Source organism: Aeromicrobium panaciterrae, assembly GCF_031457275.1.
GTDB lineage: Bacteria > Actinomycetota > Actinomycetes > Propionibacteriales > Nocardioidaceae > Aeromicrobium > Aeromicrobium panaciterrae_A.
Genome location: NZ_JAVDWH010000001.1, coordinates 1,745,162 through 1,771,781 on the forward strand (window position 1 = coordinate 1,745,162; position 26,620 = coordinate 1,771,781).

At 63.2% G+C, this 26,620-nt stretch carries 25 protein-coding genes; 8 read left to right on the plus strand and 17 right to left on the minus strand.

The features are described from left to right. Nucleotides 1-9 precede the first annotated feature (9 nt). From tatA to dop, 9 genes are all read right to left on the minus strand, one after another. Entirely contained in the window at nt 10-231 is a 222-nt protein-coding gene (tatA, locus tag J2X11_RS09020) for a twin-arginine translocase TatA/TatE family subunit (protein ID WP_309969693.1), read from the minus strand. A gap of 18 nt (nt 232-249) precedes the next feature. Further along, nucleotides 250-1,209: a helix-turn-helix transcriptional regulator gene (locus J2X11_RS09025; RefSeq protein ID WP_309969696.1), complete on the minus strand. Its 960-nt coding sequence runs from the start codon at nt 1,207-1,209 to the stop codon at nt 250-252. Continuing rightward, nucleotides 1,206-2,174, minus strand: a complete 969-nt coding sequence (locus J2X11_RS09030) for a helix-turn-helix transcriptional regulator (protein WP_309969699.1) — start codon at nt 2,172-2,174, stop codon at nt 1,206-1,208. The genes J2X11_RS09025 and J2X11_RS09030 overlap by 4 nt, the downstream gene beginning before the upstream one ends. A 12-nt stretch (nt 2,175-2,186) precedes the next feature. Continuing rightward, nucleotides 2,187-3,101 carry an FKBP-type peptidyl-prolyl cis-trans isomerase gene (locus J2X11_RS09035; protein ID WP_309969702.1) on the minus strand — a complete coding sequence of 305 codons (915 nt, stop codon included), beginning with the start codon at nt 3,099-3,101 and terminating at the stop codon, nt 2,187-2,189. Nucleotides 3,102-3,169: 68 nt separating this feature from the next. Beyond that, on the minus strand, nt 3,170-4,531 hold the full coding sequence (gene pafA / locus J2X11_RS09040; RefSeq protein WP_309969705.1) for a Pup--protein ligase: 1,362 nt from the start codon (nt 4,529-4,531) through the stop codon (nt 3,170-3,172). Between the two features lie 75 nt (nt 4,532-4,606). Beyond that, entirely contained in the window at nt 4,607-5,302 is a 696-nt protein-coding gene (prcA, locus tag J2X11_RS09045; RefSeq protein WP_309969709.1) for a proteasome subunit alpha, read from the minus strand. A 13-nt stretch (nt 5,303-5,315) separates the two neighbouring features. Then, nucleotides 5,316-6,137 (minus strand): proteasome subunit beta, encoded by an 822-nt coding sequence (gene prcB / locus J2X11_RS09050; RefSeq protein WP_309972321.1) that lies wholly within the window; start codon nt 6,135-6,137, stop codon nt 5,316-5,318. Then, entirely contained in the window at nt 6,137-6,331 is a 195-nt protein-coding gene (locus J2X11_RS09055; RefSeq protein ID WP_309969714.1) for a ubiquitin-like protein Pup, read from the minus strand. The genes prcB and J2X11_RS09055 overlap by 1 nt, the downstream gene beginning before the upstream one ends. 46 nt (nt 6,332-6,377) lie before the next feature. Beyond that, nucleotides 6,378-7,880: a depupylase/deamidase Dop gene (gene dop, locus J2X11_RS09060; RefSeq protein ID WP_309969717.1), complete on the minus strand. Its 1,503-nt coding sequence runs from the start codon at nt 7,878-7,880 to the stop codon at nt 6,378-6,380. Nucleotides 7,881-8,061: 181 nt separating this feature from the next. On the opposite strand from dop, the gene J2X11_RS09065 reads away from it, so the two are divergent. Then, entirely contained in the window at nt 8,062-8,901 is an 840-nt protein-coding gene (locus J2X11_RS09065; protein ID WP_309969720.1) for an SDR family oxidoreductase, read from the plus strand. Here J2X11_RS09065 and J2X11_RS09070 read toward each other — a convergent pair whose 3' ends face one another. The 4 genes from J2X11_RS09070 to J2X11_RS09085 form a co-directional block, all read right to left on the minus strand. Then, on the minus strand, nt 8,902-9,363 hold the full coding sequence (locus J2X11_RS09070; RefSeq protein ID WP_309969722.1) for a GNAT family N-acetyltransferase: 462 nt from the start codon (nt 9,361-9,363) through the stop codon (nt 8,902-8,904). Nucleotides 9,364-9,366: 3 nt separating this feature from the next. Further along, on the minus strand, nt 9,367-11,103 hold the full coding sequence (gene arc, locus J2X11_RS09075) for a proteasome ATPase (protein ID WP_309969725.1): 1,737 nt from the start codon (nt 11,101-11,103) through the stop codon (nt 9,367-9,369). Between the two features lie 87 nt (nt 11,104-11,190). Next, on the minus strand, nt 11,191-12,090 hold the full coding sequence (locus J2X11_RS09080) for a tRNA (adenine-N1)-methyltransferase (protein WP_309969728.1): 900 nt from the start codon (nt 12,088-12,090) through the stop codon (nt 11,191-11,193). After that, nucleotides 12,087-13,022, minus strand: a complete 936-nt coding sequence (locus tag J2X11_RS09085; RefSeq protein ID WP_309969731.1) for a site-2 protease family protein — start codon at nt 13,020-13,022, stop codon at nt 12,087-12,089. Before J2X11_RS09085 ends, J2X11_RS09080 begins: the two co-directional genes overlap by 4 nt. A gap of 67 nt (nt 13,023-13,089) precedes the next feature. On the opposite strand from J2X11_RS09085, the gene J2X11_RS09090 reads away from it, so the two are divergent. Further along, complete coding sequence (locus J2X11_RS09090) at nt 13,090-13,953, plus strand: RecB family exonuclease (RefSeq protein WP_309969734.1); 864 nt, start codon at nt 13,090-13,092, stop codon at nt 13,951-13,953. A 12-nt stretch (nt 13,954-13,965) separates the two neighbouring features. Here the strand turns inward: J2X11_RS09090 and J2X11_RS09095 are convergent, their stop codons facing one another. After that, complete coding sequence (locus J2X11_RS09095) at nt 13,966-14,646, minus strand: HAD family hydrolase (protein WP_309969736.1); 681 nt, start codon at nt 14,644-14,646, stop codon at nt 13,966-13,968. Between the two features lie 136 nt (nt 14,647-14,782). Here J2X11_RS09095 and metH point away from each other — a divergent pair, with 136 nt between their 5' ends. The 3 genes from metH to J2X11_RS09110 are packed head-to-tail and all read left to right on the plus strand — an operon-like array spanning nt 14,783 to nt 20,913. Next, nucleotides 14,783-18,571 (plus strand): methionine synthase, encoded by a 3,789-nt coding sequence (metH, locus tag J2X11_RS09100; RefSeq protein WP_309969740.1) that lies wholly within the window; start codon nt 14,783-14,785, stop codon nt 18,569-18,571. 22 nt (nt 18,572-18,593) lie between these two features. Continuing rightward, the gene (locus tag J2X11_RS09105) at nt 18,594-19,445 is read left to right on the plus strand and encodes a PAC2 family protein (protein WP_309969743.1); all 852 of its coding nucleotides are present in this window, start codon (nt 18,594-18,596) and stop codon (nt 19,443-19,445) included. 7 nt (nt 19,446-19,452) lie between these two features. Continuing rightward, complete coding sequence (locus J2X11_RS09110; protein WP_309969746.1) at nt 19,453-20,913, plus strand: MFS transporter; 1,461 nt, start codon at nt 19,453-19,455, stop codon at nt 20,911-20,913. 108 nt (nt 20,914-21,021) lie between these two features. On the opposite strand, the gene mshC is transcribed toward J2X11_RS09110, so the two are convergent. After that, on the minus strand, nt 21,022-22,245 hold the full coding sequence (gene mshC / locus J2X11_RS09115; protein WP_309969750.1) for a cysteine--1-D-myo-inosityl 2-amino-2-deoxy-alpha-D-glucopyranoside ligase: 1,224 nt from the start codon (nt 22,243-22,245) through the stop codon (nt 21,022-21,024). Nucleotides 22,246-22,318: 73 nt separating this feature from the next. Between mshC and corA the strand changes: the two genes are divergently transcribed. Beyond that, the gene (gene corA / locus J2X11_RS09120; RefSeq protein ID WP_309969753.1) at nt 22,319-23,278 is read left to right on the plus strand and encodes a magnesium/cobalt transporter CorA; all 960 of its coding nucleotides are present in this window, start codon (nt 22,319-22,321) and stop codon (nt 23,276-23,278) included. Here the strand turns inward: corA and J2X11_RS09125 are convergent. Next, nucleotides 23,275-24,108 carry an undecaprenyl-diphosphate phosphatase gene (locus tag J2X11_RS09125; protein ID WP_309969756.1) on the minus strand — a complete coding sequence of 278 codons (834 nt, stop codon included), beginning with the start codon at nt 24,106-24,108 and terminating at the stop codon, nt 23,275-23,277. The genes corA and J2X11_RS09125 overlap by 4 nt on opposite strands. 49 nt (nt 24,109-24,157) lie before the next feature. Between J2X11_RS09125 and J2X11_RS09130 the strand changes: the two genes are divergently transcribed. After that, nucleotides 24,158-25,111: an aldo/keto reductase gene (locus J2X11_RS09130; RefSeq protein ID WP_309969759.1), complete on the plus strand. Its 954-nt coding sequence runs from the start codon at nt 24,158-24,160 to the stop codon at nt 25,109-25,111. Nucleotides 25,112-25,134: 23 nt separating this feature from the next. After that, nucleotides 25,135-25,320 carry a DUF5703 family protein gene (locus J2X11_RS09135; RefSeq protein WP_309969762.1) on the plus strand — a complete coding sequence of 62 codons (186 nt, stop codon included), beginning with the start codon at nt 25,135-25,137 and terminating at the stop codon, nt 25,318-25,320. On the opposite strand, the gene J2X11_RS09140 is transcribed toward J2X11_RS09135, so the two are convergent. Then, the gene (locus tag J2X11_RS09140; protein ID WP_309969765.1) at nt 25,317-26,609 is read right to left on the minus strand and encodes a M20/M25/M40 family metallo-hydrolase; all 1,293 of its coding nucleotides are present in this window, start codon (nt 26,607-26,609) and stop codon (nt 25,317-25,319) included. The genes J2X11_RS09135 and J2X11_RS09140 overlap by 4 nt on opposite strands. Between the last annotated feature and the right edge of the window lie 11 nt (nt 26,610-26,620).

Genomic DNA, 26,620 nt, shown 5'->3' on the forward strand with positions numbered 1-26,620 from the left:
GCGCCAACTTCAGCTCTGTTCGGGCTTCTTGTCCGCCTCGGCTGATCCCAGTGCCTCAGGCTTCGCCGACTCGTCCTTCGTGTCGTCTCCGAGGTCCTTGACCTCGGACTTGAAGATCCGCAGAGCACGACCGGATCCACGCGCCAACTCGGGAAGCTTCTTGCCGCCGAAGAGGAGCAGCACAACGCCAAGAACCAAGAGGATCTCTGGTGGGCCAATTCCGCTGAACATGGTTACTCCTTCGGTGGATTACTCAACTTCATCGTACGCGCGAAGCGCAAGAGCGGCCTGACGGGCCACGTCTGCGGCGAGTTCCGCGGGCTCGATGACCGCGACCGATCCGGCATTGCGGAGCACCAGCCTTCGCAGCCAGCTCCAGTCTGCGCCGTAGAGCCGTGCACGCCACGTACCGTCGTCGGCCTGCTCGAGGAGATCAACCTGGTAATACTCGGTCAGCCAGTGGGCCCGCGGGTGAAGGTCGACCAGCGCGTACGGGGTCTCCTCCCCCACGGTGAAGAACCCATCGGAGAGGTCGCGAGGCGTGACGTCGTGCTCTTCGGCATCAAATGCCGTCACCTCAGCTGCAACGATGCGATCGAGCCGGAAGAACCGCAGGTCCTCCGCCTTGAGGCACCAAGCCTCGAGGTAGAGCTTGCCCTGCTCGGTGAACAACCGGCGCGGGTCGACGTGCCGGTCAGTCTGCTCGTCGCGCGAGGCCGTGGCATACGTCAACTCAAGTCGCTTGCCGGAGGCGAGCGCCTGAACGATCGTCGCGTGAGTTGCTGGATCCACCTCGTCGAGCACCACGTCGACGGGTGCGGTCACGGTGTCGCCAACCGCGGCCTCGAGCTTCGACAGCGCGCTGTCGATCACCGTGAGCTCCTCACCACTGGCCGATGCGCGGAGCGTACGAAGCGCGACGATAAGCGCAACTCCCTCGCTCGTGCTGATGCGCAATGGGCGACTCATGAACTCCGCGTCGCGGATCGAGACGACACCGTCGTCCTCGAGCGCTGTCAGGTCAAAGTCGATGAGCTCGCCGGGGTATTCGCCAACGCCTGTGTACATGAGCAGGCGCAGGTCGTCGCGGATCTGCTTGGGCTTCACGCCGAACTCAGCGGCGACGTCGTTGACTGGGATGCCGCCATGTGACTGCAGGTAGGGCACCAGGGCGAGCATGCGTACAACCTGCGACCGAGACCTAGTCATGCTGACACCGTCCCGCTGGCGGCGGCCTGCAGACGTTTGACGACGGCATCGCGTACGGACGCGGGCGAGATCACGACGACGTCGGGGCCATACGACGCGACTTCGGAGGCAAGCTCCCAGTCGGAGGAGTAGCGGATGGCGACCTCGTCGAGATCCTCGTTGATCGACGTCACCTGTTCAGCAAGGCGACGGAGCGAAAGCCCACGTCCCTTGCGGATCCGCAGGACCGCAGCCTCATCAGGAGGGGTTGGGAAGAGCCCGCGCGCGAGATCCTTCATGTCCGTGCCCTCGGGTACTTCGTACGATCCGGGCGATCCTGTTGTCTTGACGTCGCCGATCACGCGAGAGAGCCGGAAGATTCGCGGCCCTTCGCGATCGAGGTCGTAACCGCCTACGTACCAGCGGTCGCGCCAGGAGATGATCCCCCACGGCTGCAGGTGGCGCTCCATGGCTTCACGGGCCGGGCGCGCGTACACAAACGACACGGGGATCCGGCGCGTGACGGCGTCCCACATGGCGTCGAACGACGGTTCGTTGGTCGAGAGCTTGGGCTCGGCCATGCGGAGTACCGATGTGTCGACGTCGACACCAATCGCCTTGAGCTTCATCAGCGCGGTGGTCGAATCGTTGGCGAGACCGGCGTGCTCCCAGACCTGTGTCGCGAGTCCGATGACTGCGGCTTCCTCGCGGGTCAGCTCGAGATCAGGCAGTTCCGCTTCGTCTCGGCGAATGCGGTAGCCAACCTCGTCCTCGAAGTAGACATCGTTGCCGCCAGTCTCGACGGGAATGCCGAGTTCCCGGAGTTCTTCCTTGTCCCGCTCGAACATCCGGTCAAATGCATCGCTGCTCGGGGCATCGCGATAGTCAGCAATGGCATCCCTGATCTGCACCTTGGTGAGGAACTGCTTGCTCACCAGTAGAGCGAAGATGAGGTTCATCAACCTCTCGGTCTTGCGCTCGGCCATGAGAGGAGGATGTCAGGAAGCGTCGAGCAAGTCGATCGAGAAGATCAGCGTGTCGCCACCCTTGATGTCCTCGCCGCTTCCTTCCTTGCCATACGCGACGTTGGCCGGGCACACGAGAATCACTCGACTGCCGACCTTCTGGCCCACCAGGAGGTCAGTCCAGCACTTGATGAGCTGGCCTTCAGCGAGGGTGAACGAGGACGGAGCCTTGCGGGCCCACGATGAATCGAAGGTCTTGCCGGCCGGGTAGATCTGACCGAGGTAGTGGACGCTGAGCGTCTGACCGAGCTTGATCGCTGGGCCGGTGCCCTGGATCGCAACGTGCGCGCTCGGCCGGTCAGCCTTCGGCGTAGTCGCAGCGGTCTTCTTGAACTTGGAGGGCTGCTTGTTCGAGTCGAGGATCAACTTGGGCAGGTCCTTGGGCAGTGCCTTGGCCTTGCCGCTCGCGATCTCGGGGACTTTCGCGATGATGTCGAAGAGGAACACCATGGTGTCGTCCTTCTTCATTCCGAGCTCAGCCTGCGCCTGACCGAAGCCGTCCTTGGGCGGGATCGCGACGAGTACGCGGCTACCGACCTTCTTGCCCTTCAGGCCCTTGACGAAGCCAGGCAGGATTGATGTCTCGGAAAGCGTGAGAGTCAGCGGCTTGTCGCTGGTGAAGGAGTTGTCGAACTCCTTGCCCGTACGTCCATTGATCGCGACGTAGTTGACCTTGACGGCGTCGCCCTCTTCGACCGCGGGGCCGCTGCCTGCCGTGAGCACCTTCGAGGTGGTCTTGGTGGCCTTGAAGTCCTTAGCGACGGTGACCTTGGGCTTGGAGTCCGTGCTGACCTTGATGTCGCCAAGTCCGCCGGCAGAGCCGTCGGAGCCGCATCCGGCAAGAACCAAGCTGGTGGCGGCAACAGTTGCCACGAGGAGACGGCGCACGAAAGAAACCTTTGGATCGGTGGACAGGCCGTGGCCCATCGTATCGACAGCGCCCAAGGCACTGAGCGTCACATACCGTCGATGAGCCTCTGCACGCGCTCGTCGTGAGATCGGAATGGGTCCTTGCAGAGCACAGTGCGCTGTGCCTGGTCGTTGAGCTTGAGGTGCACCCAGTCAACCGTGAAGTCTCGGCGGCGTTCCTGAGCACGCTTGATGAAGTCACCACGCAGGCGGGCGCGCGTTGTCTGCGGCGGGATCGACTTGGCGGCGAAGACGTCCAGATCGTTCGTGACTCGTGCAACGGCTCCCTTCTTCTCGAGGAGATAGAAGATGCCCCGGTCGCGTCGGATGTCGTGATAGGCGAGGTCGAGTTGGGCAATGCGCGGATCGCCCCAGCTGAGCCCGTGCACCGAGCGGTAGCGGTCCAGCAACTTGTACTTGATCACCCAGTCGATCTCGCGCTCAACGAGCGAGAGATCTTCGGACTCGACGGCCTTGAGTGTGCGCTCCCACAGGTCGAGGGTGCGGGTGATGGTCGGCGTATGCAGACCGTGGCGGTCGACAAACTCGGCAGCCTTGCCGAAGTACTCGGCCTGGATCTCCAGGGCCGACAGTTCGCGACCGTTCGCGAGCTGAACCTTCTTGCGGCCGGTCATGTCGTGCGAGATCTCGCGGATGGCGCGAATGGGGTTGTCGAGCGTCATGTCGCGCATCGACACTCCGCCTTCGATCATCCGCAGGACGAGATCGGTGGTGGCGACCTTGAGCAGGGTCGTCGTCTCGCTCATGTTGGAGTCGCCCACGATGACGTGTAGCCGGCGGAAGCGCTCGGCATCGGCGTGTGGCTCGTCGCGGGTGTTGATGATGGGCCGCGAACGCGTCGTGGCGCTGGAGACGCCTTCCCAGATGTGCTCGGCGCGCTGACTGACCGAGAAGATCGTGCCGCGCGGAGTCTGCTGGATCTTGCCGGCACCGCAGATGATCTGGCGTGAGACGAGGAACGGTATGAGCACGTCGGCAAGGCGGCTGAACTCCCCCGCCCTGCTCACGAGGTAGTTCTCGTGGCATCCGTACGAGTTGCCGGCCGAGTCGGTGTTGTTCTTGAACAGGTAGATGTCACCCTCAACGCCGTCATCGGCGAGCCGCTGCTGGGCGTCGATCATCAGGCCCTCGAGGATCCGCTCCCCCGCACGGTCATGCGTGACGAGGTCAACCAGGTCATCACATTCAGGCGTGGCGTACTCGGGATGGCTGCCGACGTCGAGGTAGAGGCGTGCTCCATTTCGAAGAAACACATTGCTGCTGCGTCCCCACGAGACAACCCGGCGGAACAGGTAGCGAGCTACTTCGTCGGGCGACAGACGGCGCTGGCCCTTGAACGAGCACGTGACGCCGTACTCGTTCTCGATGCCAAAGATCCGTCGATCCATAGGCTCAGCCTAGTCACGCCCGCCTGACACCGCGGGACAACACGGCGCCGATACGGACAAGACCTCAGTGGTTTGTCAGGAGCCCAACGCGGCGACAACGTCCGCTTCGCTGACGCGACGGAACTTCCGAGGCTGCGAGCGGGCACGCGTGAGTACTGCGATTTCGAGTGCCGAGGCCTCGACCGTACGAGCCGGCTCGACGTCGTGACCCAACGCCGTGACCGCGATCTTGATCGCCTTCGGGAGGGTCAAGCCAGGCTTGTAGTGAGCGCCGAGTTGCTCCTCGACCTGCTCGCTCTGCCCGCCCATCACGCCGAATCCCTGTACGTCGGCAACTGAGCCGTCGTAGGTCAGTCGATAGATCTGGTCTTCTTCGGCACTGTCACCAACCTCGGCCACGAAGATCTCGACCTCGTATGGCTTCTCGCCGCCGGAGGAGAAGATTGTGCCGAGTGTCTGCGCGTAGGCGTTGGCGAGTCCGCGACCGGTCACGTCGCGACGGTCGTAGGAGTAGCCGCGCAGGTCAGCGAGGCGTACGCCCGCGATGCGAAGGTTCTCGAACTCGTTGTAGCGGCCCACTGCGGCGAAGCCGATGCGGTCGTAGATCTCGCTGATCTTGTGGAGCGCCTTGGAAGCGTTCTCCGACACGAACAGGATGCCGTCGGCGTACTGGACGATCGCGACGCTGCGACCACGGGAGATTCCCTTGCGGGCGAAGTCCGCCCGATCCTTCATGAGCTGTTCGGGCGAGACGTAGAACGGCTGTGTCATCGAATCTCTCCTCTCAGCTCAGCGGTGCGGTCGGGCCGTCGGGGCGCACAAGGCGACCACCGATGACATCGTCGGCGATCGCGCCGACTTCCTCGTCAGCAAGACGGCGGTATCCATCTGCAGTGACCACGGCGACGACCGGGAAGATGCGTCGCGTCAGGTCGGGACCGCCAGTGGCGGAGTCGTCGTCGGCTGCGTCGTAGAGCGCCTGGATTGCGGCGGTCACGCAGTCACCCTCGGTCATCCCGGGGCTGTAGAGCTTCTTGAGCGCTCCCCTGGCGAAAACCGAGCCTGAGCCCACCGAGTGGAACGCGTGTTCTTCGTAACGGCCGCCAGTGACGTCGTACGAGAAGATGCGACCCGCGGAGGTCTCAAGGTCGAAGCTCGCAAACAGCGGGACGACGGCGAGTCCTTGCATGGCCAGACCGAGGTTGCCGCGGATCAGCGCGGCAAGGCGGTTGGCCTTGCCGTCGGCCGAGAGCACGATGCCCTCGATCTTTTCGTAGTGCTCGAGCTCGACCTGGAAGAGCTTGACGAGCTCGATTGCCAGACCGGCGCTGCCGGCGATCCCGATGCAGGAGAACTCATCCGCAGGAAAGACTTTTTGGATGTCGCGCTGGGCGATCATGCTGCCCATCGTGGCGCGGCGGTCTCCGGCCATCACAACGCCGCCGTCAAAGGTCGTAGCGACGATGGTGGTGCCGTGAGGTGCGAGGTCACCGTGGCTGCCACCGGCGCCGCGCGCAGCGGCTCCAGGCATTAGGTCAGGTGCAGTGGAGGCGAGGTAGTCAGCGAAGGATGACGATCCGGACAGGCGATTGCCGTCTGGGAGCATCACTGCCCGCCCTTCTGGACGAAGCTGCGAACGAACTCCTCGGCGTTCTCCTCGAGCACGTCGTCGATCTCGTCAAGGATCGAGTCGACGTCATCATCGAGCTTGACCTTCTGCTCGACGTCGACCTCAGTCGTCTCGGCCGTGACTTCAGGCTCGGTCGACTTGCGCGTGTTCTTGTGCTGCTGCTCAGACATGCCTTAACCCTATATCGCCACGGAAGCGCTGAGGGGTGATCTCGCGCTAGCGGCGGGTGATTGCCGCAAACAACTCCGATGCGGTCTTGCTCGTCTCGAACAGCTCCCCGACGTGTTCCGCGGTACCGCGCAGAGGTTCCATCGTCGGTATGCGCTGCAGTGAGTCGTGACCCGGAAGGTCAAAGATCACCGAGTCCCACGAGGCGGCGGCAATGTCCTTGGAGAACTTTGCGAGACACATACCGCGGAAGTACGCGCGCGTGTCGTGTGGTGGGTCGGTGACCGCAGCGGCAATCTGGTCCTCGGTGATGAGTCGCTCCATCCGGCCAGTGCGCACGAGCTGGTGATAGAGGCCCTTGTGCAGGCGAATGTCGTGATACTGCACGTCGACCAGGTGCAGCTTGGCGTGGTCCCAGTCGAGTCCGTCGCGCTCGCGGTAGCGCTCGAGCAGCGCGAGCTTGGCTACCCAGTCGAGCTCGCGGACGCATTCCATGGGATCGCGAGCCAGACGTACAAGAACGCTCTCCCACCGTTCGAGGATGTCGTCGGTCTGTTCGTCAGAGCCTTCGCGAGCCACGAACGCTTTGGCCAGCTCGAGGTAAGCGCCCTGAATCTCGAGTGCAGTCATCTGCCGACCGTCGGCCAGCTCGACCTTCTGCGTCAGGGTGGGGTCATACGAGATGTCGTGCAGCGCCGTGATTGGGGCGGCGAGCGAGAGGTTGCCCGTGACGAATCCGGCCTCGATCATCGCGAGCACCAGTGAGGTGGTGCCGTGCTTGAGATAGATCGCCGTTTCGGAGCAGTTGGCATCGCCAATGATCACGTGGAGGCGGCGGTACTTCTTGGGATCGGCGTGCGGTTCATCGCGGGTGTTGATGATCGGGCGCTTGAGCGTCGTCTCGAGACCGACACCGACCTCGAAGTAGTCGGCGCGCTGACTGACCTGGAACGCGTGGACGCTCCCGTCCTGCTTCTGGCCGACCCGACCCGCACCCGTGAAGACCTGGCGTGACACGAAGAACGGTGTGAGGTGCTCAACGATCTGCTCGAACGGAACATCGCGTCGCATCAGGTAGTTCTCGTGTGAGCCGTACGAAGCGCCCTTGTTGTCGATGTTGTTCTTGTAGAGCACGATCGGCGCAGTGTTGGGGATCTGTGCTGCGAGCTCGGCGCCGAGACGCATGACGTTCTCGCCGGCCTTCTCCCAGATGACGACGTCCATCGGATTTGTGACTTCGGGGCTGGAGTACTCCGGGTGCGCGTGATCGACGTACAGACGAGCGCCGTTGGTGAGGATGATGTTGGCGAGGCCCATGTCCTCGTCGGTCAGTTGTGACGGGTCGGCAATCTCGCGGCTCAGGTCGAATCCACGCGCATCGCGCAGCGGGTTCTCCTCCTCGAAGTCCCAACGGGCGCGACGTGTGAGCCCGTGGGCGGCGGCGTACGAGTTCACGACGTGCGTCGACGCCACCATCGGATTGGCGTGCGGCTGTCCCTGTACAGCGATGCCGTACTCGACTTCACTCCCCTGCACGCGCCTCACGGTCATTCCGTCACCTCAATTTGAAAGAGCACGGTATTTCGGCGACGGAACGACATCCCTTGATTGTTCACTCGCTTCGCTCACTCATGCCTCCACCCTACGGTCGGCCACGGTGGCACCGACTGCGCGTGGCTCGAATGTCGGAGTGTCGGTGGACAGCGAAACTGAAACATGTTCTAGTTTTCCCATGACTGACACGTTTGGAAGCAGGATCCTCGAAGGCAAGGTGGCGTTCGTCGCCGGCGGTACCCGAGGCATGAACCTGCAGATCGCCCGTCGTTACGCCGAGCATGGCGCCAAGGTTGCCGTATTGAGCCGCAACCAGGAGCGCGTTGACGCTGCCGTGGATGAGCTCAAGCAGATCGGTGGCGAAGTACGCGGCTATGCCGGCGACGTCCGCGACTACGACCAGATCGACGCTGCGATGAAGGCCACCGCCGCCGAGCTCGGCAACATCGACCTCGTCGTTGCAGGCCAGGCAGGCAACTTCTATGCCCCGGCTGCCGAGATGTCCGCAAACGGATTCAAGGCTGTCGTCGACATTGACCTGGTCGGCACGTTCAACGTGTTCCGTGCCAGCTATGACGTGCTCAACAAGCGCGGCGCCTCGATGATCGCGATCACTGCACCCGAGGCCGTACGTCCGCTCAACTTCCAGGCGCACGTGTGCGCGGCCAAGGCCGGCGTCAACATGCTGATCAAGGTGTTGGCGCTCGAATGGGGTCCCGAGGGCGTCCGCGTCAACGGCATCTCCCCCGGTCCGATCGAGGGCTCGTGGGGCATGGAGAACGTTGTCTCGCCGACGCAGGAGATGAAGGACCACATCGGTCAGTCGATGCCGCTGCGTCGCTGGGGAACCGTAGACGACGTGGCCGACAGCGCACTGTTCCTGTCGTCTGACGCTGCGTCCTACATCACCGCGACGATCCTCGACACCGACGGTGGCGCTGTGATCTCGGTTCCGAACACGGACAAGGCCGACAAGAACGACGTCCGGGTCAAGGGCCGCGGCCACAAGGTCGAATAGCTACAGCTGCTTGCCGAGGTGGACGCTGAGCTCCTCTTCGGCGTAGAAGCCGAACGCCGGAATGTCGGCGTAGCCGGCTGACCGGTAGAGCTCGATCGCCTCGGGCTGCTCGAGACCCGTCTCGAGGATCAGCCGGGCGAAGCCTGCCTCGCGTGCCGTGCTCTCAATGTTGTCGAGCACGGCACGTGCCAGTCCGCGACGCTGGAACTGCGGCCGTACGTACATACGCCTGATCTCTGCATCGTCGCCGTGACGTCGCCATCCGCCCATGGCGGCCGGCACGTCGTCGACGTAGGCCACGAAGAACTGTCCGACCGGTGGCACGAAGTCGGCCGCATCGATGGGGTTGATGTCACCACCCTCAGAGCCATAGCGGCGGACATACTCCAGCTGAACCTCATCGGTCAGCACCTGCGCGTCGGCGCTGTCGTACGCCGCCGGGCGCAGGTCGTACGGGAGCACTGTTTAGAGGTACTGGCCGGTGTTGGCAACCGTGTCGATCGAACGACCCGGCTCGTTGCCACTCTTGCCCGAGATGAGGGTGCGGATGAACACGATGCGCTCACCCTTCTTGCCCGAGATCCGCGCCCAGTCGTCGGGGTTGGTCGTGTTGGGCAGGTCCTCGTTCTCCTTGAACTCGTCGAGGCACGCCTGCAGCATGTGCTGCACGCGGAGACCCTTCTGACCGCTCTCAAGGAGATCCTTGATCGCCATCTTCTTGGCGCGGTCGACGATGTTCTGGATCATGGCGCCGGAGTTGAAGTCCTTGAAGTAGAGGACTTCCTTGTCTCCGTTGGCGTAGGTGACCTCAAGGAACTGGTTGTCCTCGGACTCGGTGTACATCCGCTCGACGGTCCGCTGGATCATCCCGTTGACGCAGGCAGCGCGATCGCCACTCCATTCCGCCAGGTCTTCAGAGTGAAGCGGCAGGTTGGGTGTGAGGTACTTGCTGAAGATGTCACGCGCGGACTCGGCATCGGGCCGCTCGATCTTGATCTTCACGTCGAGACGACCGGGACGCAGGATCGCGGGGTCGATCATGTCTTCGCGGTTGGAAGCACCGATCACGAGGACGTTCTCGAGTCCTTCGACGCCGTCGATCTCGCTCAGCAACTGCGGAACGATCGTGTTCTCGACATCGGAGGAGACACCAGATCCGCGAGTGCGGAACAGTGAGTCCATCTCGTCGAAGAACACGATGACCGGGGTGCCCTCGCTCGCCTTTTCGCGGGCACGTTGGAACACCAGACGGATGTGCCGCTCGGTCTCTCCGACGTACTTGTTGAGCAGCTCGGGACCCTTGATGTTGAGGAAGTACGAACGACCTTCTTCGCCAGTGCGCTCGGAGACCTTCTTGGCGAGCGACGCCGCGACCGCCTTGGCGATCAGCGTCTTGCCGCAGCCGGGAGGGCCGTAGAGCAGCACGCCCTTGGGCGGCTTGAGCTCGTGCTCAATGAACAGCTCGGGATGCAGGTAAGGCATCTCGACCGCATCACGGATCGACTCAATCTGCTGCTTGAGTCCACCGATGCTGTCGTAGTCGATGTCCGGAACCTCTTCGAGGACGAGTTCTTCGACCTCGCTCTTCGGCACCCGCTCGTAGACATAGCCGGAGCGGCTGTCGAGCAGCAGGGAGTCGCCGGGACGGATCTTGAGACCGAGCAACGGCTCAGCTAGACGTACGACCCGCTCTTCGTCGGCATTGCCCATCACCAGGGCACGCTCGCCGTCGGCGAGGATCTCCTTGAGTGACACGACTTCGCCGGTCTGCTCGAAATCGAGAGCCATGACGACGTTCATCGCTTCGTTGAGGATGACTTCCTGGCCCTTGCGCAGGTTGTCCTTGTCGACCGTCGGGCTGACGTTGACCCGCAGCTTGCGACCGCCAGTGAAGACGTCGACCGAGTCGTCATCGTTGCGCTTGAGGAACGTTCCGAAGCCGGTCGGCGGCTGTGCGAGCCGGTCAACTTCTTCCTTGAGCGTGACGATCTGGTCGCGTGCTTCGCGCAGCGTTGACGTCAGTCGCTCGTTCTGAGCATTGGTGGCCGAGAGCTTGGCCTCGATCTCGCTGAGACGCGAGTCCGTGGATCCCTCTGAGCCAAGCCGACGGCGGAGGTGCTCGACTTCCGCGCGCAAGTAGCCAAGCTCCTGGTCCGTCTCGCTGGTCTGACCACGCTTCTGGACGGGCTCGTTCTCGGTCATAGCCACCTCCTGCTCGTACGGCCGACACTACCTGTCTGCCCCACGTCAGTGGGTGTCATCTCAGACACACGGAAGGTGTCGTTTCGATCACGACTCTTCTTGCACCTCGGAGCCGAAGGGTCGTGGGCCCTTGTAGTCGGGGCCGTACGCGCCGGGTGCCGGACGTCGTGACTTCTCCAACGACTGCTGTCCGGGTGCCATTCGGCGAGCCGTCACGAGGAAAGCAGTGTGGCCGTTCATCTTGTGGTCAGGACGCACTGAGAGGCCTTCGAGGTGCCAGTTGCGCTCGAGCGTCTCCCAGGCGTGAGGCTCGGTGAATCCACCGTCCTCGCGGATGCTTTCGACGAACAGGGACAGCTGCGTCGTCGTCGCGACGTATGCGCAGATGATCCCGCCAGGAACGAGTCGCTCGACTGCGAGAGGGATGCAGCTCCAGGGATCGACCATGTCGAGGATGAGCCGATCGATCTCGGTCTCGGTGATTGCTTCCTTGACGTCGCCGACCGTCAGGGTCCACCCGGGGACATCCGTTCCGGCGACCTGCTCGACGTTGCGGCGTACGTTCTCGGCGAACTCTTCGCGGATCTCGTACGAGCCCAGCGTTCCTTCCGGACCGATGGCACGCAGTAGGTAGGAGGTGAGGCTGCCTGAGCCGGCGCCGGCCTCCACGACTCGTGCACCCGGATAGATGTCAGCCATCGTGACGATCTGCGCGGCGTCTTTGGGATAGATGATCGCCGCACCGCGCGGCATCGAGACGACGTACTCGAAGAGCAGCGGGCGGAAGACCTGATAGGCGGCACCCATCGACGACTCGATGACGATGCCTTCGGGGTGCCCAATCATGTCGTCGTGATTGAGCTGGCCCTTCTTGGTCGAGAACTGTGCGCCAGCTTCGAGCTTGAGGTTGTGCTTGCGGCCCTTGGGGTCCGTGAGCCGAACCCACTCCCCCTCGACCAGCGCGCCACTGCGCATCCCGGCGCTCATCGGCTCGCCCGATAGGCGTCATCGACAGCCCGTGCCGTGAGTGACCCGATGACCGTGCCGTCAACATCAGTCAGGGCGTAGACATCGGCAGGTTGTGCAGCCATGGCGCGCAGCAGTGCAGAGCCATGCAGATCGGCAGACAGAGTGGGAGCTCCTTCGGGGGGCGGTTGCTGCGTGTCCACGATCGAGCGGGCGACGAGCATGTTGATGCGGGAGGAGCGACTGGCGTTTCGCAGCGCGTCGCTAGCTCCCTGCCACAGGAACCAGGCCACGATCAGCGCTATTGCGATGTTGACGCCGAGCTGGCTGTCGCCACGGTTCAACAGGGCGAAGACGACGATGCCGATCGCGGCGGCACGACCGATCCATGCTGAGATCCGTACGCCGGTCTCCTCGCGGCCGGTGACCTGCCAGACAAGCGCACGGAAAACCCGACCGCCGTCGAGAGGCAGGCCTGGCAGCATGTTGAAGATGGCGACGAGGATGTTGACGTAGCCGACGGACCACAGGATGTCTGAGGTCACGCCCTCGAATGATCCCGACAGCGATCGCGCGCTGAGGCCGATACCAAGTGACGTGAGCGGGCCGGAGATTGAGATCCACAGCTCCTGCCACGGCGTGCGACTCTCGCCCTCGATCAGCGTCTCGCCGCCCAGCAGATGCAGGGTGACTGACTGGACGCGCATACCGAACTGGCGAGCTGCGAATACGTGCGCCAACTCGTGGACGAACACGGAGACGTACAACGCGAGGACGAACGCGGCTGCCAACGCATATGGGTTGCTGTCAGAGCGATCGTCGAATCTCGGTGCGAACAGAATGACGAGGACGACACCCATCAGGACGATCGATGGCTTCACCAGCAGGTCGACTCCGCCGACTCGACCGAGACGCCACGTGCCAGCCGGTTTGGGAAGGGGTCGCTCACTCACGGGGTCAACCTATCGCCTCACCGCGTGGTTCATGATTTCAGTCAGTGCCCGGGTCTAGCCTGCAGGAATGGACGGACCTCAGCTTGAGCTTCACGACGTGACACCCGGTGTCACGGTTCGCAGTTCGCTGTCCCCAAGTCGTGCGGGCGACTTCCTCACCTGTCCGCTGCGCTATCGACTTCGCGTGATCGATCGCCTGCCTGAGCCAGCCGACGCGGTCATGGTGCGAGGCACGCTGGTGCACGCAGTGCTCGAGGATTTGCTGGCTGAGCCCGCAGAGAGCCGCACCCTCGACGAAGCGGTGAAGCTGCTGCCGACCGAATGGGACAAGCTGCGCGCCGAAGAGCCGCGGCTTGCTGAGCTGTTCACGTCGGAGCAGGCAGCCGACGAGACGGAGTGGCTTGCTTCGGCGATCACGTTGCTCGAGACCTATTTCCGCATGGAAGACCCGCGATATCTCGGACCTCACACCCGTGAAGAGAAGATCAGCTTCGAGCACGAATCCGGACTGACGTTTGCCGGAATCGTCGACCGCATCGACATCGCGCCAGATGGCCGCATCCGCGTTGTTGACTACAAGACCGGCAAAGCTCCCAACCCGCTTTACGAGGACAAGGCGCTGTTCCAGATGAAGTTCTACGCTCTGGTCATCTGGCGCACCCGAGGCATCCTGCCGACGTTGCTGCAGCTCATGTACATCGGCGATGGGTCGTTCATCACCTATGAGCCCAAGGAAGACGAGCTCATCGCCACGGAGCGCAAGGTGTTGGCTTTGTGGGATGCCATCGCGTCGGCTGTTGAGCGCCGTGACTTTCGCCCGAAGAAGAGCGGGCTCTGCAAGTGGTGCTCTCACCAGGCGATCTGCCCCGAATGGGGCGGCACTCCCCCGCCATTTCCCGAGATCCTCCCGGAAGTGCCGATCGTTCCCTAATTGAACAGGGCCCTAGTCGAACAATGCGCGAAGGGCGTCGGGCCCGACGTGCTCAAGCGTCGGCAACTGCGTGCGTCGCGGTGCGTCAGGGACGTTGACGAAGTGCGGGACAACCAGCACGCGGCAACCCGCGGCATTCGCCGAGGTTGCTCCCGTGCCTGAGTCTTCGATGGCCAGACAGTCGGCCGCGTCGACACCGAGCATCTCGGCGGCCTTGAGGTATGGCTCTGGGTGGGGCTTGCCTCGAGCCACCTTGTCTCCGGTGACAACCGCAGCAAACGGCGTCGCGGCCACGATCGGCTCAGCAATCGACTCGTAGGACATGGTGACCAGTGCTTGGGGTGTGCCTTCGGCGTGCAAGGCATCGATCAATTCGCGCGCGCCGGGGCGCCAAGGGATCTCCTCACGCAGCGCAGCCGCAAGACGTATGACCAGGAAGTCGACGATCTCCTCCGGTGACATGTCGGCGTCGAGGCGCTTCTTGATGTACTCACCGGACCCGATCAAGGAGTTGCCGACCAGGGCGAGTCCGTCCTCCTGCGTCCAGGTTTTGCCATAGCGCTCAGCTAGTTCGTGCTCTCCAGCCATCCAGAGTGGTTCGCTGTCGATGATGGTTCCGTCGAGGTCCCAGAGGACGGCGGCGTAGGTGGTCACTCGTTCACGGTAGACGTACGCGACGACGCCGCGTTTCACGGATTGGCTCCTGCTCCGATCAATTGACGCGAAGTGGCACAATAGAGGCTCAGTTCGGGATCCCCCGAGGCCTAGGCGAGCCCGCCGCCGGCTGGAGATCCCCAGCATTCCTGCCGATCTTCCACAAGGAGTGCTCGTGTCCAGCACCCAGCACCACCGTCCTGACGCCACCGAGGCTCTGACAGCCCTTCTGCAGAGCCGCATTCTGGTGCTCGACGGAGCGATGGGTACCGCGATCCAGCGTGACCGTCCCGACGAGGCCGGCTACCGCGGCGAGCGGTTCAAGGACTGGCCGAGCGACGTTCAGGGCAACAACGACCTCCTCACGCTCACCGCGCCCGACATCATCGGCGGCATCCACCGCGAGTATCTCGAAGCCGGCGCGGACATCATCGAGACCAACACGTTCAACGCCAATGCCGTGTCGCTGTCTGACTACGGCATGGAGGAGTTCTCGTACGAGTTCAACTACGAGTCGGCCAAGCTGGCTCGGGCAATTTGCGATGAGGTCGGCACGCCTGACAAGCCGCGGTATGTCGCAGGCGCTCTCGGCCCGACGACGCGTACGGCTTCGATCTCCCCGGACGTCAACGACCCCAGCGCGCGCAACGTGTCGTACGACCAGCTCGTAGATGCCTATGCAGAAGCCACCCGGGCGCTGCTCGATGGTGGATCCGACCTGATCTTCATTGAGACGATCTTCGACACCCTCAACGCCAAGGCTGCGATCTCGGCCGTCGAGAAGGTGTTTACCGAGTACGGCCGTCGCTGGCCCATCGTCATCTCCGGCACCATCACGGACGCATCTGGACGTACGTTGTCGGGCCAGACCACCGAAGCGTTCTGGCATTCCGTACGCCACTCGAAGCCACTGCTTGTGGGTCTCAACTGCGCACTCGGCGCCAAGGAAATGCGCCCGTACATCTCCGAAATGTCGCGGGTTGCCGACACCTTTGTGTCGGCGTACCCCAACGCCGGCCTGCCCAACGCGTTCGGTGAGTACGACGAAGCACCTGAGGAGACCGCGGCGATCGTCGCGGAATTCGCGGATGCGGGCTTCGTGAACCTCGTTGGCGGATGTTGTGGCACGACGCCTGCTCACATCGCGGAGATCGCGAAACAGGTCGACGGCAAGGCTCCACGTCCGGTACCCGAGTCCAAGGAAGCCCTGCGACTGTCAGGCCTCGAGCCGTTCTCCATCATCGAAGACACCCTGTTCGTGAACGTCGGCGAGCGCACCAACATCACCGGTTCGGCACGCTTCCGCAACTTGATCAAGGCCGGTGACTACTCCACCGCGCTGGCCGTCGCACGCCAGCAGGTTGAGGCAGGCGCACAGGTCATCGACATCAACATGGACGAAGGCATGATCGACGGCGTTGAGGCGATGGATCGCTTCACCAAGCTGATTGCCACCGAGCCTGACATCTGTCGTGTCCCGACAATGATCGACTCCTCCAAGTGGGACGTCATCGAAGCCGGACTCAAGAACGTCCAGGGCAAGTCGATCGTCAACTCGATCTCGCTGAAGGAAGGCGAGGAGAAGTTCGTGCGTGAGGCTGAGCTGTGTCGTACGTACGGTGCAGCTGCCGTCGTCATGGCCTTTGACGAAGAGGGCCAGGCCGACAACCTCGAACGTCGTAAGCAGATTTGCGAGCGCGCCTACAGGATCCTGGTTGATCAGGTCGGCTTCCCCGCCGAGGACATCATCTTCGACCCCAACGTGTTCGCTGTGGCGACGGGAATCGAGGAGCACGCCAACTACGGCCTCGACTTCATCGAAGCGACTCGCTGGATCAAGGAGAACCTGCCCGGCGCCAAGGTGTCCGGCGGTGTCTCGAACGTCTCGTTCTCGTTCCGCGGCAACAACCCCGTACGCGAAGCCATCCACGCGGTGTTCCTGTACCACGCGATCGGCGCCGGCATGGACATGGGAATCGTCAACGCTGGCGCTCTCGAGGTCTATGACGAAGTGCCGGAGCTGCTGCGCGAGCGCATTGAAGACGTCATCCTCAACCGCCGCCCGGACAGTACAGAGCGACTCCTCGACATTGCCGCTGACTTCGCTGGCGACGGATCGGTCAAGGAAGTGGCGACCGAGGAATGGCGCTCGCTTCCCGTTCAGGAGCGCATCACGCACGCGCTGGTCAAGGGCATCGACGAGTTCGCCGAGTCCGACACCGAAGAGCTGCGCCAGATCATTTCCGACCGCGGTGGGCGACCGATTGAGGTCATCGAAGGTCCGTTGATGGACGGCATGAACGTCGTCGGCGACCTCTTTGGTGAGGGCAAAATGTTCCTCCCCCAGGTCGTGAAGTCGGCGCGCGTCATGAAGAAGGCTGTCGCATACCTGCTGCCCTTCATCGAGGCCGAGAAGCAGCCTGGCGATGCCGAGCGCACCAACGGCAAGGTCGTGATGGCCACCGTCAAGGGCGATGTCCACGACATCGGCAAGAACATCGTCGGCGTCGTCCTGCAGTGCAACAACTACGACGTCGTCGACCTCGGTGTGATGGTGCCTGCCCAAAAGATCCTGGATGCAGCCAGGGCCGAGAACGCTGATGTCATCGGCCTCTCGGGTCTGATCACGCCCTCGCTCGACGAGATGGTCAACCTCGCTTCCGAGATGGAGCGACAGGGCTTCGACATCCCGCTGCTCATCGGTGGCGCGACCACATCGCGAGCACATACGGCCGTCAAGGTCGACCAGAAGTACCACGGCCCCGTGGTCTGGGTGAAGGATGCGTCGCGCTCGGTTCCGGTTGTCGCCGCGCTGTTGTCTGACGAGCAGCGACCCAAGCTGCTGGCCGAGACGGCTGCCGACTACGACTCGCTGCGCGAACGCCATGCCGCGCGTCAGGACGCTCGCTCGCTGCTGTCGATTGCAGCTGCTCGCGAGAACGCGACCCCGATCGACTGGACCGGCTACCAGCCGCCGCGACCCCGCATGCTCGCCAAGCAGGCGCGTGACTCGCACACGGATGACTACCACGTGTCGGGAGCTCCAACCCAGTTCGTCAAGACGTTCAGTGACTACTCGCTGGATGAGCTGCGCAAATACATCGACTGGCAGCCGTTCTTCAACGCCTGGGAGATGAAGGGCAAGTTCCCCGACATCCTCAACAGCCCGACAACGGGTGAAGCCGCTCGCAAGTTGTACGACGACGGCCAGGCCATGCTCGACCGGCTGATCGAAGAGAAGTGGATTCGCGCCAATGGCGTGTTCGGCCTCTTCCCGGCCAGCCAGATCGAGGGCGACGCGATAGAGGTCTACACCGACGAATCGCGCACGGAGGTGCTGACTGTCCTCAACCAGCTGCGCCAGCAGGGTGAACACCGCGAGGGCGTACCCAACCGTTCGCTCGCAGACTTCGTCGCGCCCAAGGACACCGGTCTGCGCGACTACGTTGGCGCGTTTGCCGTGACGGCGGGCGTTGGCATCACGGACAAGATCATGGAGTTCAAGAAGGAGCTCGACGACTACAGCGCGATCCTTCTGGAGTCCCTGGCCGATCGTCTCGCCGAGGCCTTTGCCGAGCGTATGCACGAGCGCGTACGCAAGGAGTTCTGGGCTCACGCTCCTCACGAGGCTCTCGACAACGAGGAACTCATCAAGGAGAAGTACGAAGGCATTCGCCCGGCACCGGGCTATCCCGCCTGCCCTGAGCACACCGAAAAGCAGCGCATCTGGGAGCTCCTGGACGTCGAGGCCAACACCGGTATTGAGCTCACCGAGAGCATGGCGATGTGGCCAGGCGCGGCTGTCAGCGGTCTCTACTTCTCGCATCCGCAGTCTCAGTACTTCGTCGTTGGCCGCATTGGTCGCGACCAGGTCGAGGACTACGCCGAGCGCAAGGGCTGGTCCGTTGACGAGGCCGAGAAGTGGCTCTCGCCGAACCTCGGGTATCGCACGGAGAATGAGTAGCCCCTGCGCGTAGGGTTGCGGTGTGAGTGAGCCGATCGACATCCCGCCGCTGAGGAATCCGTGGATGGTCGCGGCATTCGAGGGTTGGAACGACGCTGCTGACGCGGCTTCGGGCGCGGTCGATCACCTCATTGAGGAGTGGGACGCCGAGCTGCTGATCGAGCTCGACCCGGAGGACTACTACGACTTCCAGGTGCACCGTCCGCACGTGACTACTGACGAGGACGACGAACGCGTCATCGTCTGGCCAGCACCGTCGATCTTCCACGCCCGTCCGCGACGCAGCGATCGGGATGTTCTGCTGCTGCGCGCTCCTGAACCGAACTTCCGCTGGGGAGCGTTTTGCTCGACCGTCATCGGCGTGGCGAAGCTTGCCGGCGTCACCGAGCTCATCACGCTGGGCGCTCTCCTCGCGGACTCTCCGCACACGCGTCCCGTACCTGTCAGCGGATCGACATCCGACAAGGCGCTGATGGAACGTATGTCGCTGCAGCCGTCGCGCTACACCGGTCCGATCGGCATCACGACGGTTCTCAACGACACTGCAGCCCGTGAGGGGATCGCGACAGCCTCGCTTTGGGCCGCCGTCCCCCACTATTTGGCTGAGCCGCCGTGCCCCAAGGCGACACTTGCCCTGCTGGGCTCGCTTGAGGATGCCGTCGGCATACCGCTCCCACAGGGCGTTCTCGTTGAGATGACGGACGCCTGGCAGCGAGGAGCTGAAGACCTCGCCTCACGAGACGCCGAGATTGCCGAGTACGTCGAGGCACTCGAGCAGGAACGCGACACCAGCGACCTTCCTGAAGCCAGCGGCGATGCGATCGCGCGAGAGTTTGAGCGCTACCTCCGTCGCCGCACCGACGACCCGGAGTAGCGGCTACGTGACCAAGTTCCGGGATCGCATGTCCGTGCCTGCGCTGATGTTTGTGGGCGCAGTCAACGCGATCATCAGCAGTCTCGGTGCGCCACTACTCCCGCAGATCGCCAAAGATCTCGACGCGAGTATCTCCAGCACGCAATGGGCGTTGACATCGACGATCGTGGTTGCCGCAATAGCCTCGCCGCTGGTGGGACGTATGGGCGACGGAAGGCATCGACGTTTGGTTGTGGCCGCATGTCTCGGCTCAGTCGTGATCGGCTGTGTGATGGCGGCACTTGCCACATCGCTCGGGCCGCTCATCTTCGGTCGCGCTCTGCAAGGACTCGGCATGGCGATCATGCCGTTGACCATGGCCGCGGCCCGGGACCACATGCCCCCGGCTCAGGCGCGCAACGTCATCGCCGGGTTGTCTGTGGTGGGCGCGGCCGGCGTGGGCCTGGGCTACCCCATCACGGGGCTCGTTGCTGATCACGGCGGCGTCGCTGCCGCCTACTGGCTGGGTGCCGGAGTCGGCGCTGTGTCGCTGCTTCTGGGGCTCTGGGTCATCTCACCGCCGAATGATGATCGACGGACGATGAATCTCGACGTCATCGGGGCATTCATCGTGGCCGTCGGGCTCGTCCTCGTTCTGATTCCGCTCGACAAAGCAGTCGACTGGGGCTGGACCTCCGCACCTGTGCTGGCGATGTTCGCCTCCGGTATCGGTTTGCTCGCTGTCTGGACCTTTCACGAGTTGCGTACACGGGATCCGCTCGTCGACCTACGTCTCTTGAGGCACCGAGCCGTGCTCACGGCCAACCTCGCAGGCCTTCTAATGGGCCTGACGATGTACATCTTGATGGTCGTGATTGTGCAGTTCGTCCAGCTCGACTCTTTTGGACTCGGGGAGACGATCTTCATCGCGGGACTGACCCTGGTGCCGATGTCGGTCCTCAGTGGGGTCATGAGCTTCGCGCTCCCCCGCCTTCAATCGCGCTTCAGTATCCGTGCTGTCATGTCGAGTGGCGCCATCTCGGTCGCGCTGGGCGCTCTGATGTTTGGGCTCACCGCCACAGCGCTCTGGCAGGTACTCGTATGTATGGCGCTTGTTGGCATCGGTATTGGCACGACCTTCGCAGCGCTCCCGGGACTCATCGTCCTCGCTGTGCCAGCCGAGGAGACCGGCAGCGCAATGGGCTTCTATCAGGTCTCGCGCTTCTTCGGCTTTGCGCTGGGCAGCGGTCTCGCAGTGACCTTGCTTCGGGCACTCGGCGACGGTGGCGAACCCACGCTCGAGTCGTACAAGTCGACCGCACTACTCATCGTCGGACTAGGTGTCGCGACGGCGTTGGTCACGTGGTTCCTGCCCGGCCGTCCATCGGCGGCTCAGCGAGACGTCGACGCCAGATTCCAGGTTGAGGACGGCATGCTCGCGTCGGCGGGCCTTGAAGATGGCGACAGACCGGCTACTACTTCTTCCTGAACTTCGCGGTGAGCCGCGCTCCGAGCAATCCACCAACGACTGCACCGATCACGACGCCGACAATCACAGTTCCGGATCCGTCAAAGAGCCAGTTCATCGGATTCCCCCTTAGAGCAGCACGCCGAGCAATGCGTCGATTGCCGCTCGAGCGGTGTTGCCAGCGATCGGGTCATCTCCCGATCCTGAAGCCCAGGTGTCGATAGCCGCAAGTGCTGCAGGGGCGTCGAGGTCGTTGGTCATCGCTGACCTGATCTCGGCAACAAGGGCTTCACCGGACGGTGCAGTGGCGCGCTCGACGGCGGTTCGCCAAGCAGTGAGTCGCTCTTCGGCTTCGCCGATCTCGCCTCCGAACCATTCCCAATCACTCCGGTAGTGGTGTGCGAGCAGTGCGAGGCGGATGGCCATGGGATCACGGCCCTCTGCGCGGAGCTTGGAGACGAGGACCAGGTTGCCCTTGGACTTCGACATCTTCTCGCCCTCAAAGCCGACCATTCCGGCGTGGACGTACGCCCGAGCGAACGGCTCATGGGTGGCAACTGATGCCTCAGAGGCTGACATCTCGTGGTGCGGGAAGACGAGGTCAGAGCCACCGCCCTGTACGTCGAACGCCGTACCGAGGTTCTCCAGAGCAATTGCCGCGCACTCGATGTGCCAGCCGGGACGACCTTTGCCGAGGCGGGTGTCCCACGACGGTTCGCCCGGACGTTCGGCGAGCCACAGGAGACAGTCCAGGGGATGCTTCTTGCCAGCGCGCTCAGGGTCTCCCCCGCGTTCAGGGAAGATCCGCAGCATCGTTTCTTCGTCGAAGCCCGAGACCGTGCCGAAGTCGGCATCCGCGTGAACGTCGAAGTAGAGGTCGTCATCGACTCGATACACGGCACCAGCCTCATCGAGCTTGTCGATCAGGTCGACTACGAGGTCGATCGACTCGACGGCGCCGACGTATGCAGCGGGTGCCAAGATGCGAAGCGCCGTCATGTCGTCACGGAACAGCTGGGTCTCGCGTTCTGCGAGCTCCACCCAGTCAACGCCGGTGGCCGTCGCCCTCTCAAGCAGTGGGTCATCGACGTCCGTGACGTTCTGCGTGTAAGTCACGTCGAGCCCACGATCGAGCCATGCGCGTTGCAGCAGATCAAAAGCCAGGTACGTCGAAGCGTGGCCCAGGTGCGTGGCGTCGTACGGCGTGATGCCGCAGACATACAGCCGGGCACTGCCCTCCGGGTCACTCGATGCGAGGCCGTTGCTCGCTGTGTCGTGGACCTGGACGGCCGGACCGTGCCCGAACCCGAGATCGCCGAGTGACGGGACCGCGGGTGACGTCCAGCTACGCATAGGTCGAGCGTATCGGGAGGACACATACGGCATGTCGACGGCTGGACTGAGGTAGGCGGTGCAGAATGACGACGTGATCATTGACTGCGCCGTCTACCGAGACGGTGTCCGCGAATCGACCGAGCACGACACTGGCGCGCTGGAAGCCGCCATCGCCGGCCTTGGTGACGACGACTTCCTGTGGATTGGTGTCGGCAACCCCAGGACTGACGAGCTGGAACGCGTGGCGGGAACGCTCGGGCTGCACCCGCTTGCGGTAGAGGATGCGCTTGAAGCGCACCAGCGGCCCAAGGTCGAGCGCTATCCCGATCACATCTTCATGACGCTGCGCACCGTCTCCTACAGCGACGACGACATCACGACACATGAGGTCAACATCTTCATGGGCGCCAACTTCTTGCTGACCGTGCGACACGGTGGACCGGATCTCAAGGACGCTCGCAAGGCTGCGGAGACGATGATCGAACCGCTCTCCCACGGCCCAACGGCAGCTCTGCACGCCGTTGTGGACTCAATCGTGGACCGATACGAAGATGTCGCTGCCGAGCTCGAGAAGGACGTTGAGGAAGTCGAGACGTCGGTCTTCTCGAACGAGTTCTCCAACGACTCAAGCCGCATCTACCGGCTCAAGCGCGAGACCCTCGAGTTCCGGCGGGCCGTGATGCCGCTTCGAGATCCGGTGGAGCGCTTCGCCACAACATCCATGCCTGAGGATGCGCGACCGTACTTCCGCGATATTGCTGACCATCTTGCACGAGCTGCTGAAGCAATCGAGTCGATCGACAAGCTGCTCGACAATGCGCTCAACGCCCACCTGGCGCAGCTGAGCGTCCAGCAGAACGAGGACATGCGCAAGCTGACCGCGGGCGCCACGATCTTCGCCGTACCGACCGCAATTGCAGGGATCTATGGCATGAACTTCGTTCACATGCCAGAGCTCGAATGGTCCTTCGGCTACCCGATGGTCATCGTTGCCATCGCCGGAATCTGCAGCTACATCTACTGGCGCTTCAAGCGCTCCGGCTGGCTCTAGCTGACGGTGGTGCTGGCGCCGATCACGCCAGCCGCCACGAGTGTGAGTACCAGCGCGCCTAGCGCGATGCGATAGGCGACGAACGGCGCGTACGAACGTGTGCTCACGTACTTCAGCAGCCAGTGGATGACCGCGAGGCCGACCACGAACGAGACAACGGTGCCGACGATGGTCGGGCCGACGCCGTAGTCGTTCTCGCCACCGATGTCCTTGAGCTTGAAGATGCCCGCTCCGACCACTGCTGGGATGGCCAGGAGGAATGCGTAGCGAGTCGCGGCGGCGCGTTCGTAGCCGAGGAACAACCCCATGCTGATGGTGGCTCCCGAGCGAGACACACCCGGCACGAGCGCGCCAGCCTGGGCGAAGCCGAGCAGGATCGCGTGGCGCATCGTGAGGTTTTCGATCGGGCGGCTCTTGCGCCCGACGCGCTCAGCGATGCCGAGAACAATTCCGAGCACGACCAACGTGCTGCCGATGACCCACAGGTTGCGGAACTCGCGATCAATCAGGTCCTGGAGCGCGATGCCAAGGGCGACGATCGGCATGGAGCCGATGATGATGAACCAGCCCATCCGCCATTCCGGCGCTTCGCGGGCGACGTGCGAGAACACGCCGCGAACCCACCCTGACCCGATGGTCCAGATGTCCTTCCAGAAGTAGAGGACGACGGCCAGCTCGGTGCCGATCTGGATCACCGCCGTGTATGCCGCGCCCGGATCGTCCCAGCCAAAGAACTTCGGGAAGATCGCGAGGTGTGCGCTGCTGGAGATGGGAAGGAATTCGGTCAGGCCCTGAATGACACCCAGAACCACGGCACGGAGAAAGTCCACCGTGCGAGCCTACCGGCGACTCAAGCGCTCCCGGACTAGCGTTGCGTGCATGCAGTATCGCCGCGTTGGTCGCTCGGGCCTCGAGGTCTCGCGGCTCGCCCTTGGCACGATGTCGTGGGGTGCAGCGGTCGACGCCTACGAGGCCGAGGACCAGCTCAAGACGTTCCTCGACGCCGGCGGCACTCTCGTTGATACCGCACCGATTTATGGCGACGGCAACTGCGAAGAACTCCTCGGCACCTTGCTGACCAAGACAGGCGTACGCGATCGCATCGTGCTGGCTGGCAAGGCAGCACTGGTCCATCGCAATGGCGAGGTCGAGCGTGACGCATCTCGCAAGACGTTGCTCGAACAGCTTGACCTGTCACTTCGTCAGCTCGGCACTGACCATCTCGACCTCTGGCAGATCCATCGCTGGGACGAACGCACGCCGATCGAAGAGACGCTCTCGACGCTGGAGCAGGTCGTTCGTAGCGGCAAGGTCACGTACGTCGGTATCTCTAACTTCACCGGCTGGCAGACGTCACTGGCTCATACGTGGCTCGCGAGCCGGCCAGATGGCTTGCCGATCGTCAGCACCCAGATGGAGTACTCGCTGCTACACCGCGAACCCGAGGCCGAGGTGTTCGCTGCGGCTGAGCATCACGGCATGGGCGTCCTCGCGTGGTCTCCACTTGGACGAGGCGTACTCACGGGCAAGTACCGCGCTGGCATTCCTGCCGACTCTCGTGCTGCTGATCCAGGGTGGGGCGACTTCGTCTCGCGCTACCTGACTCCCGCCAAGTCAGCAGTAGTCGAGGCGGCGGCGCGTGCCTCGGAGGGTCTCGGCGTCACGGTCGCGCACGTCTCACTGTCATGGCTGCTGGCCCGTCCAGGCGTTGCCTCGGCCATTGTCGGCGCGCGTACGACCGCGCAGTTGCAGGAAAGTCTCGCCTCTGAGGAGCTCGACCTTCCACCCGAAATCGTTCAGGCACTCGACGACGTGTCGGGAGTCTCTCGCTAGTCAGATTGATGGGAAGGGCACAGATGATCGAGTACGAGTTCTGGAACCTGGTAATCCCGCGCACGCAGTCACGCCAAGCGGTGTGTCGCCTGCTGACAGACGCGGCGGAGTATCACGGCTGGGAACTCGAACGGTTGCGCAAAGACGGCTCTGGCGAACGCACGATCGTGCTGCGCCGCAAGATCATGCGTATGCGCAGCACGCTCTAGATCAAGTTCAAGAACTCGTCGAACACCTTCGAGCCGAACTCCAGCGCGTCCACTGGCACCCGCTCGTCGACTCCATGAAACAGCGCCGTGAAGTCGAGGTCACCAGGCAGGCGGAGCGGCGTGAACCCGTACGACGTGATGCCGAGCTTGTGCCAGGCCTTGGCGTCGGTTCCTCCTGACATCAGGAACGGGGCAATGTGCGCCTCGGGATCCTGGCTGTGAAGTGCGACCGTCATGGCATCGACCAGATCGCCCTCGAAGGCGTACTCGAGTGCGGCTTCGTTGATGTAGGACTCGACCGTGATCGAGTCACCCACAATCCCCTGGACGGTCGGGATGAACGTGTCTGCGTGTCCGGGCAAGTAGCGGCCGTCAACGTACGCGACAGCTTCGCCAGGAATCACGTTGTGCTTGTAGCCCGCCTGCAGCATCGTCGCGTTGGTTGTGTTGCGGATCCCGGCGCCGATCATCCGGACGGCAGGGCCGAAGTGCTCAATCAGCTCGTCAGGCGTGCCGTCGGAGCCGGTCAGCTCGCGAACCTTGGTCAGAAGGAGCTGCATCGACGGTCCGGGCTCTGCCGGCCACTCGTGAGCGCCGAGGGCGAGGAGGCCGCTGGCGAGGTGTGTGATGGCGTTGTCGGTGTTGCGCATCGAGCCATGGCCGGCAGTGCCTTGCGAGCGCAAACGCATCCAGCCGAGGCCCTTTTCGCCGGACTCGATCAGGTAAAGGCGCTGGCCGCCGATCTCGGTGGAGAATCCGCCCACCTCGCCGATTGCCTCGGTGCAGCCTTCGAACAGTCCAGGGTGCTCTTCGACGAGCCAGTGCGCACCGAGGAGTCCCCCAGCCTCTTCGTCGGCTGTGAACACCAGGGTGATGGGGCGGTCGGGGATTGCGCCAGCGCGTTGGCGCGCACGAACGACCGACAGCAGCATCGCGTCGAAGTCCTTCATGTCGACCGCACCGCGGCCGAACAAGTAGCCGTCTACGACCTCGGCAGCGAACGGGTCGACCGACCAGTCGTCAGCCTGTGCCGGTACGACATCGAGGTGACCGTGAATCAGCAGACCCGGCTTGGGCGAATCCTGATTGCCCCAGCGCGCGACAAGGCTGGCGCGGCCGGATTCGGACTCGAAGATCTCCGACTCAATCCCCACTTCAGCGAGGGAGGCGGCGACGTATTCGGCAGCCTTTCGCTCCCCCGGACCGGAGTCATCGCCGAAGTTCGAGGTGTCGATCCTGATCAGGTCTCGACAGATCTCGAGTACTTCAGTTTCCGGTGTGTACCCCATGAGCCGATCGT

Bases quoted from the DNA above. Each gene is read 5' to 3' on its own strand.
- J2X11_RS09065 (WP_309969720.1), top strand. From the start codon at position 8,062: ATGACTGACACGTTTGGAAGCAGGATCCTCGAAGGCAAGGTGGCGTTC.
- pafA (WP_309969705.1), bottom strand. From the start codon at position 4,531: ATGGATCGACGGATCTTTGGCATCGAGAACGAGTACGGCGTCACGTGC.
- J2X11_RS09025 (WP_309969696.1), bottom strand. From the start codon at position 1,209: ATGACTAGGTCTCGGTCGCAGGTTGTACGCATGCTCGCCCTGGTGCCC.
- mshC (WP_309969750.1), bottom strand. From the start codon at position 22,245: ATGCGTAGCTGGACGTCACCCGCGGTCCCGTCACTCGGCGATCTCGGG.
- J2X11_RS09080 (WP_309969728.1), bottom strand. From the start codon at position 12,090: ATGAGCGCCGGGATGCGCAGTGGCGCGCTGGTCGAGGGGGAGTGGGTT.
- dop (WP_309969717.1), bottom strand. From the start codon at position 7,880: ATGACCGTGAGGCGCGTGCAGGGGAGTGAAGTCGAGTACGGCATCGCT.
- J2X11_RS09135 (WP_309969762.1), top strand. From the start codon at position 25,135: ATGATCGAGTACGAGTTCTGGAACCTGGTAATCCCGCGCACGCAGTCA.
- J2X11_RS09030 (WP_309969699.1), bottom strand. From the start codon at position 2,174: ATGGCCGAGCGCAAGACCGAGAGGTTGATGAACCTCATCTTCGCTCTA.
- J2X11_RS09140 (WP_309969765.1), bottom strand. From the start codon at position 26,609: ATGGGGTACACACCGGAAACTGAAGTACTCGAGATCTGTCGAGACCTG.
- J2X11_RS09090 (WP_309969734.1), top strand. From the start codon at position 13,090: ATGGACGGACCTCAGCTTGAGCTTCACGACGTGACACCCGGTGTCACG.
- J2X11_RS09130 (WP_309969759.1), top strand. From the start codon at position 24,158: ATGCAGTATCGCCGCGTTGGTCGCTCGGGCCTCGAGGTCTCGCGGCTC.
- arc (WP_309969725.1), bottom strand. From the start codon at position 11,103: ATGACCGAGAACGAGCCCGTCCAGAAGCGTGGTCAGACCAGCGAGACG.
- prcB (WP_309972321.1), bottom strand. From the start codon at position 6,137: ATGCTCCCAGACGGCAATCGCCTGTCCGGATCGTCATCCTTCGCTGAC.
- tatA (WP_309969693.1), bottom strand. From the start codon at position 231: ATGTTCAGCGGAATTGGCCCACCAGAGATCCTCTTGGTTCTTGGCGTT.
- prcA (WP_309969709.1), bottom strand. From the start codon at position 5,302: ATGACACAGCCGTTCTACGTCTCGCCCGAACAGCTCATGAAGGATCGG.
- J2X11_RS09055 (WP_309969714.1), bottom strand. From the start codon at position 6,331: ATGTCTGAGCAGCAGCACAAGAACACGCGCAAGTCGACCGAGCCTGAA.